The organism is Nocardia araoensis NBRC 100135, assembly GCF_000308435.1.
In the GTDB taxonomy this organism is placed as follows: Bacteria; Actinomycetota; Actinomycetes; order Mycobacteriales; family Mycobacteriaceae; genus Nocardia; species Nocardia araoensis.
The window spans coordinates 46,269-64,404 of the sequence record NZ_BAFR01000351.1 but is presented as its reverse complement, the minus strand read 5'-3'; the positions used below and the strand labels follow the sequence as shown (position 1 = coordinate 64,404).

Below are 18,136 nucleotides of genomic sequence, written 5' to 3'. Positions count from 1 at the left end.
TTGCAAATGCCGAGATTTGCGTATCGAAATCAGCGAATCTGCGGAGATTGCGAAAATGTGTGGGCATGGACGCACCCCGAGTCCGACGTCGGATCTCGACGTTCGTCCACGCCAACGGACCAACGCACCTGACCGGCGCGAGCCGACCGGCCGGCGAACTCGTCGGGAACAAGCCCGCGCGGCGACCGTGCCGATCAGCCGCGCCGCCCGATGCGGACGCGCGGCACGATCATGCCTACGAGCGCCAGCCGACGTGCAGTTCGGTGCGCATCCGCTCGCGCATGTGCGGGTAGTGGAGTTCGAAGGCCGGGCGTTCGGACCGGATACGGGGCAGTTCGTAGAAGTTGTGCCGGGGAGGTGGACAGGTCGTGGCCCATTCGAGCGAATTTCCCCCGCCCCAGGCGTCGTCCACCGTGACCACTTCGCCGTAACGGTAGCTGCGGAAGGCATTCCACACGAACGTGATCATCGAGACGCCCAGAATGAACGATCCGACGGTCGACACCGCGTTCAGCGCGGTGAATCCGTCGGTCGGTAGATAGTCGGCGTACCGGCGCGGCATGCCTTCGGCGCCCAGCCAGTGCTGGACCAGGAAGGTCGTGTGGAAGCCGACGAATGTCGTCCAGAAATGCAGCCTGCCCAGACGTTCGTCCATGTAGCGCCCGGTCATCTTGGGGAACCAGAAGTAGATCCCGCCGAAAGTGGCGAAAACGATCGTGCCGAACAGCACGTAATGGAAGTGGGCTACGACGAAGTAGGTGTCGTGGATCTGCCAGTCCAGCGGCGGGCTGGCGAGGATGACACCGGACAGTCCACCGAACAAGAACGTGACGATGAAGCCGACGGCGAACAGCATCGGCGTCTCGAAGGTCAGGTTCCCTTTCCACATGGTGGCGATCCAGTTGAAGAATTTCACCCCGGTCGGCACCGCGATCAGGAAGGTCATCATCGAGAAGAAGGGCATCAGCACCGCCCCGGTGGCGAACATGTGATGCGCCCATACCGCTGCCGACAACACCCCGATCGAGATCGTGGCGTAGACCAGAGGTCCGTAGCCGAAGAGGGGTTTACGGCTGAACACGGGAAGGATCTCGCTGATGATCCCGAAGAACGGCAGCGCGACGATGTAGACCTCGGGGTGCCCGAAGAACCAGAACAGATGCTGCCAGAGCAGGACGCCACCGGTGGCGGCGTCGTAGATGTGCCCGCCGAGATGCCGATCGTAGGCCAGCGCCATCAAGGCGGCGGTGAGTACCGGGAACGCGAGCAACACCAGCACGCTCGTCACCAGGATGTTCCACCCGAACATGGACATGCGGAACATCGTCATCCCCGGCGCGCGCAGGCAGACGATCGTGGTGATCATGTTCACCGCGCCGAGAATCGTGCCCAACCCGGATACGGCCAAGCCCATGATCCACAGATCGGCGCCTGCTCCGGGCGCATGGATGATATCGCTCAGCGGCGTATACGCGGTCCATCCGAAATCAGCGGCTCCACCCGGCGTCAGGAATCCGGAGACCACCATCGTTCCTCCGAAGAGGAACAGCCAGAAACTCAGCGCATTCAGGCGCGGAAAGGCCACATCGGGTGCGCCGAGTTGCAGCGGGAGGACCGCATTGGCGAATCCGAAAACCGTCGGAGTCGCATACAGCAGGAGCATGACGGTGCCGTGGATGGTGAACAACTGGTTGTATTGCTCGGGTGAGAGGAACTGCAGGCCCGGCTGGGCCAGTTCCGCGCGCATGAGCAGCGCCATCAGCCCGCCCAGCAGGAAGAAGGCGGTGGCGGCGACGAGATACATGATCCCGAGCACCTTCGGATCCGTCGTGGTGACCAGTTTCCACAGCACCGACCCCTTCGGAGCGGTTCGCGCCGGATACGGCTTGGTCGGCGTGAGCTGCGGTGCGAGTGGGTACGACACCTGAGTCATCAATGCTCCTCACCTGCGGTCCGGGCTCGGCTGGCCGGAACTACCCTCCGATGACGAACGCAAACCTCGCCCGCCGGTCGCGCCGCGGCGAAGCGATCGAGAGCTCACCCGCGGTGGCCGGGCACGAATTCCTGAGCCTTGGCTTTCGCGCCCTGTGTCACGAGATGCCAGGCGTCCGGGTCGCCACGAAGAATTGCTTCCGCGGTGGATTTCATCTGGTCCCACGTGGCGTGCGGTGGAATCGGCGGCACCTCCGGATCGCAGCGCACATCCAGCACGGTCGGCCGCTCGGCCGACAGCGCCGCCTCCCAAGCGGGCGCGAGATCGTTCGGATCGTCGACGGCGATGGCGCCCAAGCCGTACGTGCGGGCGAGTTCGGCATAGGAGACATCCGGCAGAGACTGTGATTCCTCGAATTTCGGGGCACCTCCCATCGAGCGCAGCTCCCACGTCACCTGGTTCAGGTCGTTGTTGTGGAAGACGCACACCACAAGCCGGGGATCGCGCCACTGCTCGTGGTAACGGCGGATGGTCAGCAACTCGCCCAAACCGTTCATCTGCATCGCGCCGTCACCGACGAGAGCGACCACCGGCCGGTCCGGGTGGGCGAACTTCGCGCCGATCGCGTACGGCACACCGGGCCCCATGGTGGCCAGCGTCCCCGACAGCGAGCCCCGCATCCGCCCGCGGAACCGCAGACAGCGGGCGTACCAGTTGGTGGAGGACCCCGAGTCCGCGGTCACGATGGCGTCCTCGGGAATGCACCGCGACAGCTCCCACACCACCCGCATGGGATTCACCGGCTTCGCCTCCAGCAGCGACTGGCGTTCGATCGTGTCCCACCAGCGCGCCACATTGGATTCGATCGTCTCCCGCCAGCCGCGATCGGACTTGCGGCTCAGCAGCGGAAGCAGTTCGGTGAGCGTTCGTTTCGCGTCACCGACGAGGTTGACCTCGGTGGGGTATCGCATGCCGATCATGGCCCCGTCGATGTCGATCTGCACCGCACGCGCCTGACCGAAATCCGGAAGGAATTGCGAATACGGGAAATTCGATCCGACGATCATCAGAGTGTCGCAGTCACGCATCATCTCGTAGCTGGGCCGGGTACCCAGCAGTCCGATCGATCCGGTCACGTACGGCAGGTCGTCCGACAGCACATCCTTGCCCAGCAGCGCCTTGGCCACCCCGGCCCCGGTGATCTCGGCCAGCTCCATCACCTGCTCGGCGGCAGCGCGGGCACCTTGCCCGATCAGGATCGCGACACGCGATCCCGCGTCGATGATCTCGGCGGCTCGTTCGATGCCGGCGCGGTCCGCGGTGACCGTGGCGTGCAGTGCGGCGGGCGGGCTGGAGGGGATCTGTTTGAACGCGTGCTCGGGCGGCTGATAGCGCTCCTCCTGCAGATCGGAGGGGATGATCAGCGCCGTGGGGGCCCGGCGGGTGGTGGCGATACGGAACGCGCGATCGAGCGCGTTGGGCAATTGATCGGGAACGTTGACCTCGACCAGATAGTCCGAGGCGACATCCTTGAACAGGCTCTGCAGATCGACTTCTTGCTGATAGCTGCCGCCCATCGCGCTGCGCGCGGTCTGCCCGACGATCGCCACGACCGGCACGTGATCGAGTTTCGCGTCGTAGAGGCCGTTGAGTAGATGGATCGCTCCCGGACCCGACGTGGCGGTACAGACGCCGACCTCACCGCTGAACTTCGCGTAGCCCACCGCCTGGAAAGCGGCCATCTCCTCGTGGCGCGCTTGAATGAACGCGGGTTCGTTGTCGGCCCGCCCGAACGCGGCGATCAAGCCGTTGATGCCGTCGCCGGGATAGCCGAACACCTGCTGCACGCCCCAGTCACGCAGTCGTCGCAAGACATAGTCGGCGACCTGGTCAGCCATGTCGTTCTCCTGTCCGCCTTCGAGGTGTCGTCTCCGGAGCCGGTTACCCGGGCGAGCAGGGCTCAACCAGGCATAGGCGGCGACCGCACGGGTATCCGCGCCTATTCCGATGTCCGCCTGTCTCATCGAGAGGATCGGCCATGCGGCCCGCCACACGCGCCGAAAGGTCAGGAGGTCTGCCCGCGGCTCGTGCGGTATCTCCTGATGGGCGATGGCCGTGCGGCCTTGCAGCCTCTGGGCTGCGGCTCGGGGTCCCGCCGAGCAGCGGCAGTGGGGCTGACATTTGTCCAAGACGAGCGCCGGTAGCCGCCGTATCGTCCCGCGCATGGGTGATTACGACGTCGAGCAATCGCAGGGAATGCGCGTGGTGCACGATGGCACGCGGCAAGCGCCGCCGCTGCTGCTCATTCACGGGTCCGGCGCCTCGGGCGCCTCTTGGGGCCCGATGATCGGCGCACTCGCCACGCACCATCACGTCATCCGGATCGACCTCCCTGGGTGTGGCCAGTCCCCGCCCGCGCCGTCCTACGACGTGTCCGAACAGGCCGGCCGCGTGGTCGCGCTACTCGACGACCTCGGGCTGCGGCACGTCCCCGTGGCCGGACACTCCAGCGGCGGCTATGTCGCCATCGCGCTCGCCGAACAACGCCCCGACCTGGTGGGGTCGCTCGCGCTGCTCAGCACCGCCCCCGGTCTCGATGCGCTCCTGCCCCAGCCGTTGATCCTCCGCGCCTTGCTGGCTCCGCCCCTCGGCCCGCTCCTGTGGCCGAGACGGTCGGACGCGGTGATCCGCAAGGGCATCGGCGCGACGACCGCTCGCCCGGTGGACATCCCGGACGACATGGTCGCCGACTTGAAGCGCGTCGACTACCACGTGTTCCGAAAAGTGTTGCGGCACTACACGGCCTACGTCGCCGAGCGGAACGCGCCCGAACGTCTGGCCGACCTCCATGTCCCCGTTCTGGTGCTCTTCGGCGCCGCCGACCCCCGCTACGAGCCGTCGTCCGCGCATCGGTACGAGGCAGCACCGAACGCACGGGTCGAGATACTGCCCGGCGTCGGTCACCTACCCATGCTGGAAGCGCCGGAGACGACCAGCGAACTCCTGCTCGGCTTCACAGCGACGACCGCGGACGGCCCGTCGGTGGCACCCACGGCATAGGCTGGGCACGTGCTGTCGACGAAGACACCCGACTGGAGTTGGGCGGACGTGCACGTCGCCGTACCGCGTCTCGCACATCGACTGCCGGGCATCAGCATGGCCGGGTTCCGCCAACGGGTTTTCGCGCCGGTGGACATCGCCATGGTCGCGCATCCATCCATCACCCTGATCGTCGACCTGGGCGAGACCGGAGGCATCGTCTATGACGCCCACGGGCGCTACCAGCGCGGCAGCTTCGCCGCCGGACTGCTTCCCGGCCGGCTTCGGGCAGGCGGATGGAGTGGCGAGTGCCTCCAGATCCGGTTGTCCCCGATCGCCGCCGCCGCGACGCTCGGCGGAGCGGTCGAACTCACCGGGGCCGTGGCATCCCTGGAGGACGTCTGGGGCCGCGACGCCGGGCGGATCGAGGACCGGCTGCGCGCCGCCACCTCGTGGGACGAGCGGTTCACGATCGCGGCGGATGCGCTCGGCCGACGGCTGCGCACCCGCCCATCGGTCGATCCGGAAGTCGCCCACGTCTGGCGGCGAACGGTCGCCGGCCGAGGGCGGGTACGGGTCGACGGCCTGGCGGACGAGGTCGGCTGGAGCCGCCAACGCCTGTGGTCCCGATTCCGAGCCCAGATCGGGCTCACACCCAAACGCGCCGCACAGCTGGTGCGTTTCGACCACGCCGCTCATCTTCTCGCGGCGGGTCACACCGCCGCGAGCGTTGCCGTCCACAGCGGCTACGTCGACCAGTCCCACCTCCACCGCGAGGTCAAGGCCATCGCCGGAGAGACGCCCACCGCGGTGGCCGCCGCGCCCTGGCTCGCGATCGACGACGTGGCGTGGCCCGCCACACCGCGAACCTGACGCCGTCGGCGACAGTCTCGATATAGCCGACGGCCCACGACTCGTTCGGTTCGGTGCGCGCCGTCGAATACCCGGTCATCGCGGTCTCCTGGGTCCCGGGTCGGTCATTCCCTATCCGTGCCGATCGGCCTGCTCAATCGGCGCCATTCGGCATCCAGGCGAGCGCAGCGGAGCCGGCCGAACAGCCAGCCGGTCGAGAGCAGCACGGCCGTCGCGCCACACCACATCTCGAGCAGAGCGACCGAGCCGAACGCGATCCCGGCCCAAGCCGCGTCCGAGGACGGCCGCGGTGGTGTGGTCGGTTTCCCGGTCGGATCGAACCACACCGTGATCCGGCTACCGGACTCCACCGCGCCGGGGACCTCGACCGTCGCGGCGCCTTCGCGGCCATCGTGGCTCCAGCGGACCGGTGCTTCCAACCGCACTTCGGCGCCGTCGTAGCGAGCTGTCGTCGCCACCGGCGCCGGTTCGCCCACCACCGTCGCCGTGACGGCGACCTTGGCGGAATTCTCCGCCCGAATCCGCTCCCCCGCACCCGTGTACCCTGCCGTGCCCACGGCACCGGCCACCGGTATGGCGATCACGACCACCATCCCGACGAGCAGCCCGAGCAGCGCCTCCCATCGGTCCGAGGCCCGCATCAATGGATTGCCGTTCCAAGGCCGCCGTCGCCACAGGCGAACCGCAGGCGATGGATACCGCGACACCTGGATCACCTCATCCGGACACGGCGATCACGAGCCGGATGGATCCAACGGACGCACGACCTCGTCGAGCGGACGGCGTGGCGTGGCCGGAACCGGATCGGCGCTGGGGATCGCGTAACCGACCCGGACGATGATCTGGGGGTATCCGGTGTCGTCCAAGACGCCGGCGCGGATCTGTCTCCTGGTCTCGGTCAACTCCATCGGCTCGGTCAGCGGACACGTCGCCAGCCCGAGTGTCGTGGCGGTCAGCAGCACCGCGCTCACGGCCTCACCGGCCCGCAACTGTGACAGCCGGTCGTCACTGCTGGTGCACAGCAGCATCATCCGGTCGGCGGCGTCGATATCGCGCACCACCGCTTGCGGCAATCCCGGATTCGAGAACGGACGCACCGTCGGATCGTCGTAGGTCAACACCGCGTTGCGCGCCGGAACCCGTTGTGGCGCCGCATGCCTGCCACTCCACTGCGCGAGTTCGGCGCCGTAGGAGAGGTCACGGGCGTGTTGCCACGCGGCCCGTTCGAACGCACGCAGCAACCGGGTCCGCGCCGGTTCGGCGTCGACATCGCGCACGAGGACTCCGGTCGCGGCGCCCGCGGCGATGATGGCCTCGATATGCGCCGCGGGCACCGCCCACGAGCTGTAGCGGCGGCGATCTGTGCTGCGCCTGCTGATCGCGCGCGCCAACTCGACGTCCTCGGGCGTACATGGGTTGCGACGGAATTCGATCGACGCGAGATGCTCGGTCGCGGCCGGATTCGGGAGCCGATGGATCACCGTCTCCCACCCCTCGGCGCGGGCGGCGACGCGCAGATGGTGCAACGCCGCACCGCAACTCAACACCAGGTCGCGTCCGTCGGGGTCGGTGTGCGGCAGCCGTCGGCTCTCGTCGGTGAACAAGTGGACGGTCTCGCGCCCGAGTCGCCACAGCCACGGCTGGGTGTTGTGCACCGATGGCGCCCTGGACGCCAAAGCCAACGCGGATCGGAGCGCCTCGGGATCAGGGTGTGTTCTCGGCATCGCTTGCCTCTCATCGGGATTCGTCCGTCAGGCCCAGTACCCGACCGGCGGTCGCGTCACCGTCCGGCGCGAACTTCGAGCCGGTCGAGTAGGTGGCGCCCCGTGACCAGGACCGCACCATCGTGGCGACCTCCGGCTCGCCGGAGCGATCCGATGGCTGGGTCGGCGACGATCGACATCTTTCGGCCAGCTGTGCCCGCTTGCTCCGTGATTCAGCATCGCGCGAACCGACGGCAGACGTGACTGCCGAAGGTCACCGGATGCCGGGTCCTCTGGCCACGATCCGGATCCGGCTGTGTCCATCGGTCTCTTCGACTCGATGACTTAGGTCCTCACGCACGACTGCCAAAATCCATCGCAACGCGGGTGCGGGCCGCGCCATACTCGACTTTGCGCAGCTCACCGAGGTGGAGCGCACCGAGCGCCCTTCCAGCAGCGGCGCCGAACGAGGAGCTGTCATGCACGAATTCGGATCGCCGGCTCTGTACCACGTCCCTGCCGACGCAAACCTCACAGACCTGATCGAACGCAACGCCGAACGGTATCCGGACCTGACCGTGATCTCCCGCAAGGTGGGAGGCCGTTGGCTCGATGTGACCGCCGCCCAGTTCCGCGCCGACGTGTGGGCGACGGCGAAAGGACTCGTCGCCAACGGCATCCAGGCCGGCGACCGGGTGGCCGTCATGTCTCGCACCCGCTACGAATGGACGCTGCTCGACTTCGCGATCTGGTGTGCGGGCGCGGTCACGGTACCGGTCTACGAGACCTCCTCCGCCGAGCAGGTCCAGTGGATCGTCTCCGACTCCGGCGCGGTCGCCATCATCACGGAGACCGATCACCACACCGCAGCGGTCGCGGCCGTGCACGACCAGTTGCCGAAATTGATGCACATCTGGCAGATCGACGCCGACGCCGTAGCGACCCTGGCGGCGGAGGGCAGCCGGATGAGCGACGGCACCGTGGCCGAGCGCCGGGCCGCGGTATCGGCCGACGTGCCGGCGACGATCGTGTACACCTCCGGCACCACCGGCCGGCCGAAGGGATGCCAGCTGACCCACGGGAACTTCCTGGCCGAATTGGGCAACATCACCGCCCGGATGCCGACGCTGTTCCGTACCGGAGAGTCCTCGGTGCTGTTGTTCCTGCCGCTGGCCCACGTGCTCGGCCGGATCGCCGAGATCGCCGCGGCGTACGTCCCGGTGGACATCGCTCACGTCAGCGAAGTCAAGGATGTCACCGCCGAACTCGGGGCGTTCCGGCCGACGCTGATTCTCGGCGTGCCGCGCGTCTTCGAGAAGGTGTACAACACCGCCCGCGCCCGAGCGGAGCTGGCCCACCGGGAGCGCGTCTTCGATCTGGCGGCCACGACCGCCATCGCCTACAGCCGCGCCCGCGACGCAGGGCGGATACCACTGCCCCTCCGGATCCGGCACGCGGTGTTCGACCGTTTGGTCTACCGACGGCTGCGTACCGCGCTGGGCGGCCGCGCCACACACGCCATATCCGGCGGCGCGCCGCTCGGCGAACGGCTCGGTCACTTCTATCGCGGCGTCGGATTCACCGTGCTCGAGGGCTACGGACTCACCGAGACGTGCGCGGCCGCCACGTTCAATCCAGATGACCGGCCGAAGATCGGTACGGTCGGCAGGCCGCTTCCCGGCTCCTCGGTCCGCATCGACGACGACGGGGAAATCCTGCTGCGCGGACCGAACGTGTTCACCGGATACTGGAACAACCCGCGCGCGACGGCGGACGCGTTCCGCGACGGCTGGTTCGCCACGGGCGACCTCGGCACCCTCGATGACGAGGGATACCTCACCATCATCGGGCGCAAGAAGGAGATCATCGTCACCGCCGCGGGCAAGAACGTCGCCCCCGCGGTGATCGAGGACCGCATCCGTGCGCACGCCATCGTCGGTGAGGTGATCGTCGTCGGCGACGGCAAGCCGTTCGTCGGTTGCCTGGTGACCATCGACGAGGAGCACTTCCCCCTGTGGAAACAGCTCAACGACAAGCCCGCCGACGCCTCCGTCGCCGACCTCGCCGCGGACCCCGATCTGCTCGCCGCCATCCAGGCCGCCGTCGACGACGGCAACAGAGCCGTGTCACGGGCGGAGGCCGTCCGGAAATTCCGGCTGCTGGACACCCAGCTCACCGAGGCCAATGGATATGTCACTCCGTCGTTGAAGCTCAAACGAAACATCGTCCTCCGCGACTTCGCCACAGAAGTCGCCGCGATATACGGCGAGTGAGGCGGCCGGCGCCCCGCGCTCTCGGCCCCGCCCGACAACGGCCACCGCATGCGAACCGGAGGAGCACCCATGTCCACTTCGACCGACGCTCCGATCTTGGTGGGTGTCGACGGTTCCGAGGTGGCGCTCGCCGCGGTGCGCTGGGCTGCCATCGATGCCGCCTACCGCCGCGTACCGCTGCATCTCGTCTATCTGACCGGCGGCCTCGGCGACTGCGGCGCCTGCGTCGAGTTCCGGCCGCCCGTCTCGAGCAGGTATCGATGGGGCGGCCCGGACGCGCTGGAAATCGCGTACGCCACGGCCATCGCCGAATCCGTCCCGATCAATCCGATCGAGGTGACCGCCGAGCTGACGAATGCCGCCCCCGTTCCGGTGCTGCGCCGCCGATCCGAGAACGCGCGGCTGCTCGCGGTCGGCGCCCACGACCTCGGCGCGTTCAGCCGCGCGATGCTGGGCTCGCTGAGCACCGCGCTGGCTCGGCAGGCCGGATGTCCCGTCGCCGTGGTTCCCCATGGCGTCGAGCACGGTGACGGGCCTGTCGTCGTCGGCGTCGATGCCTCCACGAGCAGCGCCGCAGCCGTCGCACTGGCTTTCGACGAGGCGGCGTTCCGTGGCGCCGATCTCGTCGCGGTGCATGCGTTGTCGGGCTTGCGCGGGCACGGCTCGCTCGTGGGATCACGGGAGGGCGGCGAGGGATTGCTCGACCGGAGCCTGGCCGGGTACAGCGAGGCGTATCCGGAGGTGACGGTGCGGCGCGTGGTGGTCGCGGATCACCCCGCCAGGCGACTGCTCGAGGTGGGCGAGAAAGCGCGGTCGATCGTCGTGGGCAGCCGCGGACATGACGAATTCTCCGCGATGCCGCTCGGTTCGGTCAGTCGAGCCGTACTGCACGGGGCACAGGTGCCGGTGATCATCACCAGACCGGCGAGTCTTACGCAGCACCCCCGTAACCGACGATAGGCGGCCACCGCCACCGTGGTCCTTACCGGACGGAGTAGAGCCCGCCTATGAAAGCGGGCGGCGACCGCCGCTCGGATCGTGCCGCTATCGAGCACAACCGACCGTACCGCCGCCGCCCGCCGAGGACGTAGCCCGCCGTCAGCCGTCCAGGCGCTCCCGGATGGATTCGATGATCCGGGGCCGCAGTTCATCGGCGCGGATGACCGCGTCGACGGAGCCGACTTCCACAGCCCGCTGGATGTTGTGGATGCGGTCGAACTCCGCGGCGACCTCACCGAGCTTCTCCGCGCGCACCGAGGACCGGACTTCGTCCAGTTCCGCGATCAGGGCGGCGCGATCGGCGCCGGCCGCGTTGGCGACACGCGCCTCCAGTTCCTGCACTCGCGGATCGGCCGCGGTACGGGTGTTGACGTCACCGGAGAACACCGCCGCCGCGGCGGGCGCGCCGCCGAGCACCGAGGCGAACGAGCCTTCCAGCGCCAGCACGGTCATGTTCGGGTTCAACGCCTTCGAGAAGACGACGAACGCGCCGCCGTGGTAGCGGGAGATCACACAGAACACGATGGGGCCGTCGAAGTTGACGATCGCGCGGCCGATCTCCGCGCCGTACTCCAACTGCAGCTTGCGCATCGACTCGGGCGACCCGTCGAAGCCCGACAGGTTCGCCAGCACCACCAGCGGGCGGTTGCCGCTCGCGGCGTTGATCGCCCGCGCGGCCTTCTTCGACGACCGCGGGAACAGTGTGCCCGCGGTGTAGGTGTCCGGGCCGTCGGTGGGCGGGAATCCGTGCCGCGGCACGCCCCTGGACTCGATGCCCAGCAGACACACCGGGATTCCGCCCAGATGCGCGTCCTGCACCACGGCGGTCTCGGCGTCGGCCATGCCCGCCCAGCGCTCCAGCACGGGGTGGTCTTGGTCGGCGACCGCGCGCATCACCGTCCGGATGTCGAAGGGCTTCTTCCGGTCCGGGTTCGCCGTGGCCGAGAAGATCTCACCGACGGTGGTGAAGTCGCTGCCCGCCAGGACGTGCGGGAAATCGGAGACGTCGCGATCGATGGGATCGCTGGTCTGCGACCGCCGCGGCGCCTGCTCGCCGGGGGCGATGTAGGTGTGGTCGTAATGCGCCATCAGGATGTCGCGCGCCGCGGCCAGGTTCGGCGCCCAGTACTGCGCCTGTCCGTTCGGACCCATGACCCGGTCGTAGCCGCCGATGCCGAAGTTGTCCTCGGCCGACACGCCGCCGGAGAAGTCCAGCGCCTGCTTGCCGGTGAGCACCATGGCCGAATCCGGCGTCATCACCAGGATGCCCTTGGTGTGCATCAGCATGGTCGCCTCGGCGTTCCAGTACGGCTGGGCGCCGACGTTGATGCCTGCGACGACGATATTGATCTCGCCGCCGGCCTGGGTGAATTCGACGATCCGCTTGAGCGCGGCCGCCACCCAGTCCATGTTCTCGGTGCCCGATTCCATCGAGATGCGAGCGCCCGCCGACAGCGCGTACCACTCCAGCGGCACCTCCAGGCGCTCGGCCAGGTCCAGTGCGGCGATCACCCGCCTGCACTCCGGTTCCGACAGCGCGCCCAACGATTTCGTCGGGTCGCCGAGCAGCACCACTCGCGTGACGCCCTGCGGATATTTCGGGGTGGTCGTGGTGATGACGCCCGCGACGATCGCAGCGGTGTTGCGTCCCTTCGGCCGATCGACCGGGACCAGCGTGTGGTCGGCGTCGAGGTCGTATTCGGTGAAATTGCCGAGCAGGCCGGTCAATTCGTACGGGTAGACGGCATTGCGGCCCGCGGCGCGCAGCACCTTCTGCCGATAGGCATCGAGCGGTTCGATCGGTTCGTCGGACGGCTCGCCGAAGGTCACCACGGTGCCGCCCGCGGCATCGAAGCTGATCCGGATGGCCACCTTCGCCAGCTCGCCCGTACTCGCGTCGCGTTCCCGCGCGATGAGCACGATCTCCTCGAGTCCAGCACCGGCGGTCGTCGGCAGCACATGGCCGCCGATCCGCTCGAGCTCGGCGCGGGTGACATCCAGCGGTGGCCAGACGTACATCACGATGCGGTTGGTGTTGAGCCGCTTCGCCGACGGCCGCCCCGACTGCGCCCGGCGGATCGAGTCGAGGCAGGTGGCGATGGTGCTCTCGGCGGTCGGCAGCGCGAGCAGCCGCCCGTCGTGTTCGCGCAGCGCGGTCAGGTCCCGCACCTGGGCGAACGCGATGAGCCGGTCGTCGGCCGGATTGTCCTTCGCGACGCACCGGAACAGATAGATCTCCTCGTCGTCGGAAGACGGCAGGCGAGTGAGGTCGAACTTGCGCAGCCGCTCCATCTGCATCCGCTGCGCGATGTAGGGGTGCAGGCCGCGGATCAGCCGTTCCTCGGCCGGGCCGGTGGCCGACGGGCGGAAGGTGAAGTGGTGGTGCATGACCGCCCCGTTGCTGCCCGCGACCGTCGCGGTGATCCGGTGCACCTGCTTCGGCAGCGGCTGCGCGCTGAGCACCGACTGCAGGGCCGCGGCCATGGCGTCGAAGTCCGCGGGCTGCTTCTCCCAGCTCAGATAGATGTCGGCGTCGATGGACACCGCGTCGCCGGTCAGCTCGGCGAGCCCGCGCACCGCGGCGCCGAGCGCGTCGAAGCGCACCGCGGCGGACACCAGGCTCGCACCGTCGCGATCGGCGATCAGGTAGCGGCATCCGTCGACGTCGTGGGTGCGGACGCCGGTGAGCCCCTTGTTGCCGTAGTACCGGCGGGTCAGCACCTCCAGCATGGCGGTGTTGTCGTCGCTGCCGCGCACCAGCCGCTGGCCCAGCAGCCGCACCAGCGGTTCGGTGCTGCGCACCATGTCGGAGATGCGGTCGGCGCGATCCGGCGCGTCGGGATGGGTGTCCAGGTACCGCAGCGACCGGCGGACGTTGGTGTACACGCGGGCGCGATTACGCCGCAGCAGCGGCTGGCCGTACCAGGCGAACACCAGACCGCGAGCGAGATCGGCGACTACGGGGAAATGCACCTGGGTCGCGGCCACCAGCCGTTCCAGTGCCAGGCCGACCGGTTCGCGCAGGGCGCGATCGGGCATCGGCTCGCCCAGCCACTCACGCAGCAGTGCCGTCACGACCGCGACGGTGTCGGTGCGCTGCTGCGCGAGGAAGATCCGGAAGACCGCGGCCTCGAGCTCCGGGGAACGTTCCAGATCCGAAACGCCGTAGTGCCCGAGCGTCCGCGCGAGCTTGCGCTTGAACGACTCCGGCAGTCCGGCCCGTTCGACGTCGAGGCTCTGCAGGTAGGTGTGGAAATACTCGCGGGCACTGTGAACGTGGCCTTGGGCGTCCTCACCCGACGGCCGGTTGTGGCTCAGCTCGGCGAGGTCGGTGAAGACATCGATGAGCTCGAGTTCCTCCGCGAGCGGCCTGCGATCGTCCGCGACGGCGGCACGGCGTGCATCGAGGTAATCCGTCAGCACCCGGCTGTCGTCGTGCGGATCGACGTCGAAACCAAGCAGCAGGCCGCGCAGATCCTCCGACCGGCGGGCAATGCGCTCGGGCTGATGCGCTTGCGCATCCCCGGCAGGCAGATCCAGTTCGACCGATCCGACCGCAGCGGCCTCCTCGACCGCGTCGTCGACGAGGCGCTCCAGCCGCAGCAGCGGCGCCCCGGTCTCCACCTGGGTGCCGACCGAGACGGCGCATTCCTTCAGCCGCGCCTTGAACGGCGCGCGCAGCACCGTCTCCATCTTCATGCTCTCCAGCACCAGGACCGGAGCGTTGGCCTCCACCTCGTCGCCGACCTGCAGCGGCGTGGCGACCACGAGCGCGGGCGCGGGCGAGCGGACGACACCGCCCTCGTCCCGGCTCACCCGATGGGTCACGCCGTCGACGTCGACGATGTGGATCGGCCCGTGCGTGCCCGCGGTGACGCGGAATGCGGTGCCGTTGACCACGATCTGCCCGGAATGCCGGTCGTAGCGGACGAGATCGACGTCGGCGGTGCGGATGTCCTCGCCCGCCTCGATGCCGATGCGGAATCGGTGCGCACCGGTACGGGCCACACGCACGCGATAGCCGACTCCCCGCAATTTGAGGTCGAGCGGCCTGCCCGCGTGGTGCTGCACCAGGGGGCGACCGCCCGCCGCGGTGGACAGCAGACGGTTCCGCTCGGACCGTTCCTCCTCCTCGTAGGCGTCGATGGCGGCGGCCGCGAGCGCGACTGCGGAGTTGCGGTGCGAGACGAGGCGACCCTCTCCGCGCACGCGGTCGATCCAGCCGGTATCGGCGCTCGCGTCGATCACCTCTGGCTGATCCAGCAGTTCGAGCACGAAACTCTTGTTCGTGGCGCCGCCTTCGATGATCACCCGGGTCTGCCCGACGGCGCGGCGCAACCTGCCCAGCGCCTCCGAGCGGTCGCGACCGTAGGCGATGATCTTCGCGATCATCGAATCGAAATCGGCGGGGATGGTGTCGCCCTCGCTGACGCCGGTATCGACACGGATGCCAGGACCCGCGGGCAGTTCCAGCCGGGCGATCCGGCCCGGGGCCGGAGCGAAGTCGCGGTCGGGGTCCTCGGCGTTGAGCCGCGCTTCGATGGCGTGGCCACGCTCGGCGGGCGGCTCGCCCTCGAGACGCTCACCGGACGCCACCGCCAGTTGCGCGCGAACCAGGTCGAAACCGGTGGTCAGCTCGGTGATCGGGTGCTCGACCTGAAGACGGGTGTTGACCTCGAGAAACGCGAACAGCTCGTCACCGGGGTGGTAGAGGAACTCGACGGTCGCCGCGCCGCGGTAACCGACCGCGACCGCCAGGCGCTCGGCCGAGGCCTTGAGTTCGGCGACCTGGTCCGGGCGCAGCACCGGTGACGCCGACTCCTCGATGACCTTCTGGTTGCGCCGCTGCACCGAGCAGTCGCGCACACCCAGCGCCCAAGCGGTGCCCTGACCGTCCGCGATCACCTGAACCTCGACGTGGCGAGCACCGGTGACGAGCCGTTCGAGGAACACCACACCGCTGCCGAACGCCCGGGCGGCCTCCTGCCGGGTGCGTTCGTAGGCGTCGACCAGCTCCGCCTCGTTCGTGACCACGCGAATGCCGCGGCCGCCGCCGCCCGCGGTGGCCTTCAGCATGAGCGGATAGCCGATGCGGGCGGCGGAGGCCAGTGCGTCGTCGACGGTCTCGACCGGCCCGCGGCTCCAGGGCGCGACCGGCACGCCGACGTCTTCGGCGATGAGCTTCGCGCCGATCTTGTCGCCGAGTTTGCGCATCGCCTCGGCATCCGGACCGATGAAGGTCACGCCGAGCTGGTCGCACAACTCGGCGAACGCCGGGTCCTCGGCGACGAAACCCCACCCGACCCACGCGGCGTCGGCTCCCGTCGTCACCAGCGCGCGCTCCAGCGCCTTCAGGTCGAGATACGGTCGCGCCGAGGCCGGCCCGAGGTCGTAGGTGATATCGGCCTCGCGCACGAACGTCGCGTTGCGATCGACATCGGTGTAGAAGGCGATGGTCTCGATCGAACGTGCCGTTTCCGCGGCCAGGTCTCGGACCGCGTGGATGAGGCGCATGGCGGCCTCTCCCCGGTTCACAATGGCGATGCGGCTGAACACTCGCCGGTTCCTTCCTCTCCGAAGTATTGGCCCGGTCGACGGGCAAAGGGTGAACACCCTTTTTCGCACAACCGGTCGGTGCGAATACACCTGTCCGGCGGTTACTCGGCCGTATCGTCGCGCGAACCGGGGGCAGGAGCGCCGGGTAGCTCGCTGCCAGCTGCGACTGTGCGGAAGGCGCGGGGTGATCCGGCATCCGTCGGTCGCGGAGACGGCGATACCTGCGACGGCCACTCCGACGCCGCATGGTAAGCATCGTTCACCACGCGAACGTTAGAGGCAGGCCGGTGCCGCGTCAATCTTTTCGCCTCGCATGCACTCGCATCGTCGTGTTCCGATATGGAATCAGAAACGCGAATTACTGGTCGGTTTCGAATATTTTATCGAGCGGTCCGTTGCGGGCGGTCGCGAACCTCCATGCCACCGCCGTTGCACCTCGCCCGATTGCGGAAGCGCCGCTGCACTCGGGTGCCGGAGCGAGCTGTCGCCGTATTCTTCACCTCGACCGACCCCTGCGACGGTGAACCGCGCGGTCGGGCCACGCCGGGTTCCACATCCTTGTCCAAGTGTTCAGAACCCATGACGTCGTCCGCGCCGCCGTCGACCCCGCGCTTCATCACCGCATCGCACCCCTGCCCGTGCCCCCGCAGGAAGCCCAGGCACGTCGACCACAGACCTCGCCCAGCGAGCCGCGAGGACGGTGACGCAGGCATCACCACATGTGGCATGCCGATATCGGCCGTCAATTATGAACCACGGCAGCCAGATTCATCGAGCCGCGAACCTTGCCGTCGAGAACGGCGCGCAATCCTGCCGTGAATCTCAGATCCCGGTCACCGGTCATGATCGCGAGAATATCGTCGGCGCCCTCCGGCCGGGCCTGATCATCGGTCGAAATCCGCGCCACCAGGGGCTCCCACTCGCCCGCGTTCCGCAGTTCGAGGTAGGCCTGTTCCTCGATGACGAAACCCGTTATGTACGAACGCAGTACCAGAACGATCTCGCCGACGCTGAACTGCGGCAGAACCACGCTGTCGAGGAGCGTCGTCAACGTCCTGGAAACTCTGAGGGTCTCCGGCGAAGGCGAGTACGAGCCCGCGACAACGCGTCCTCCCTCGCGGAAACGCAGTATCGCCGCGCGAATGCGTTGGCAGCAGATCAGCGTCTGAGCGACATCGGCGTTGTCGAGGTCGATGTCCGAGAGGTCGACGGCCCGGAAGATGGTGTCGGCCATAGCACGCTGGAGATCCTTCCGGTCCCGTAGATGCTTGTACAACGCACCGGGCGTCACCCCTGCCGCAGCCGCCAGTCGCCGCATGGTGAGTGCGTCCAGGCCGTTCTCGGAGACGTACTCGTGAGCGATGCCGGCCAGACGATCCCGGGTCAAGCCACGCTTCCCCGCCCGGTGATCATTGTTCACCATTGGGAGGCTAGGACAACTCCCCACCGCCGTCAACCGCTCTACCGGCGCGATCGCGACCCAGAGGAACCACTGCGAGATATATATTCAGATGCGCATATCCAAGTATGCACATGTAAATTTACTGACGTCGCTGCTACGGATCGGACGGAGATATCGACACCACCAGCGCCATCGTCGGCGGAATCGGCACCGCCTACACCGGCACCGGCCCGCTCGCCGGAGTGCCACAGACCTGGCTTGCCACGCGAGAACCCTTGCCCGGCTGGTTCACACGACCCGCCGAACACGACGACGCGAGAATTCCGTGTCCGGCCGCGTTCGACGATGGCGCCACTCC

Annotated in this window: 10 protein-coding genes and 1 pseudogene; 4 read left to right on the top strand and 7 right to left on the bottom strand. The window is 68.1% G+C overall.

What is annotated here, in order from left to right; genetic code table 11:
- Nucleotides 1-235 precede the first annotated feature (235 nt).
- Together ctaD and ON21_RS34470 are read right to left on the bottom strand one after the other, a co-directional pair.
- A complete protein-coding gene (gene ctaD / locus ON21_RS34475) occupies nt 236-1,933 on the bottom strand; it encodes an aa3-type cytochrome oxidase subunit I (protein WP_039805135.1) in 1,698 nt (565 codons plus the stop codon).
- 104 nt (nt 1,934-2,037) lie between these two features.
- Nucleotides 2,038-3,831, bottom strand: a complete 1,794-nt coding sequence (locus tag ON21_RS34470) for a thiamine pyrophosphate-requiring protein (protein WP_039805134.1) — start codon at nt 3,829-3,831, stop codon at nt 2,038-2,040.
- A gap of 325 nt (nt 3,832-4,156) precedes the next feature.
- Between ON21_RS34470 and ON21_RS34465 the strand changes: the two genes are divergently transcribed.
- Together ON21_RS34465 and ON21_RS34460 are read left to right on the top strand one after the other, a co-directional pair.
- Nucleotides 4,157-4,993 (top strand): alpha/beta fold hydrolase, encoded by an 837-nt coding sequence (locus tag ON21_RS34465; protein WP_039805132.1) that lies wholly within the window; start codon nt 4,157-4,159, stop codon nt 4,991-4,993.
- 9 nt (nt 4,994-5,002) lie between these two features.
- Complete coding sequence (locus ON21_RS34460) at nt 5,003-5,845, top strand: helix-turn-helix domain-containing protein (protein ID WP_245562858.1); 843 nt, start codon at nt 5,003-5,005, stop codon at nt 5,843-5,845.
- A 104-nt stretch (nt 5,846-5,949) separates the two neighbouring features.
- On the opposite strand, the gene ON21_RS34455 is transcribed toward ON21_RS34460, so the two are convergent.
- Nucleotides 5,950-6,552: an Rv1733c family protein gene (locus ON21_RS34455; RefSeq protein WP_444543671.1), complete on the bottom strand. Its 603-nt coding sequence runs from the start codon at nt 6,550-6,552 to the stop codon at nt 5,950-5,952.
- 27 nt (nt 6,553-6,579) lie between these two features.
- A complete protein-coding gene (locus tag ON21_RS34450) occupies nt 6,580-7,569 on the bottom strand; it encodes an Acg family FMN-binding oxidoreductase (protein WP_039805130.1) in 990 nt (329 codons plus the stop codon).
- A gap of 458 nt (nt 7,570-8,027) precedes the next feature.
- On the opposite strand from ON21_RS34450, the gene ON21_RS34445 reads away from it, so the two are divergent.
- Nucleotides 8,028-9,821 (top strand): AMP-dependent synthetase/ligase, encoded by a 1,794-nt coding sequence (locus ON21_RS34445; RefSeq protein ID WP_039805128.1) that lies wholly within the window; start codon nt 8,028-8,030, stop codon nt 9,819-9,821.
- 69 nt (nt 9,822-9,890) lie between these two features.
- Nucleotides 9,891-10,781: a universal stress protein gene (locus tag ON21_RS34440; RefSeq protein WP_039805127.1), complete on the top strand. Its 891-nt coding sequence runs from the start codon at nt 9,891-9,893 to the stop codon at nt 10,779-10,781.
- A gap of 138 nt (nt 10,782-10,919) precedes the next feature.
- Here the strand turns inward: ON21_RS34440 and ON21_RS34435 are convergent, their stop codons facing one another.
- The 3 genes and pseudogenes from ON21_RS34435 to ON21_RS41220 form a co-directional block, all read right to left on the bottom strand.
- Complete coding sequence (locus ON21_RS34435) at nt 10,920-16,376, bottom strand: ATP-binding protein (protein ID WP_039805125.1); 5,457 nt, start codon at nt 16,374-16,376, stop codon at nt 10,920-10,922.
- Between the two features lie 742 nt (nt 16,377-17,118).
- Nucleotides 17,119-17,610, bottom strand: a complete 492-nt coding sequence (locus tag ON21_RS36420; RefSeq protein WP_245562857.1) for a TetR/AcrR family transcriptional regulator C-terminal domain-containing protein — start codon at nt 17,608-17,610, stop codon at nt 17,119-17,121.
- Nucleotides 17,611-17,622: 12 nt separating this feature from the next.
- Nucleotides 17,623-17,799, bottom strand: a pseudogene (locus ON21_RS41220) (TetR/AcrR family transcriptional regulator); the annotation flags it as partial.
- Nucleotides 17,800-18,136: the final 337 nt, after the last annotated feature.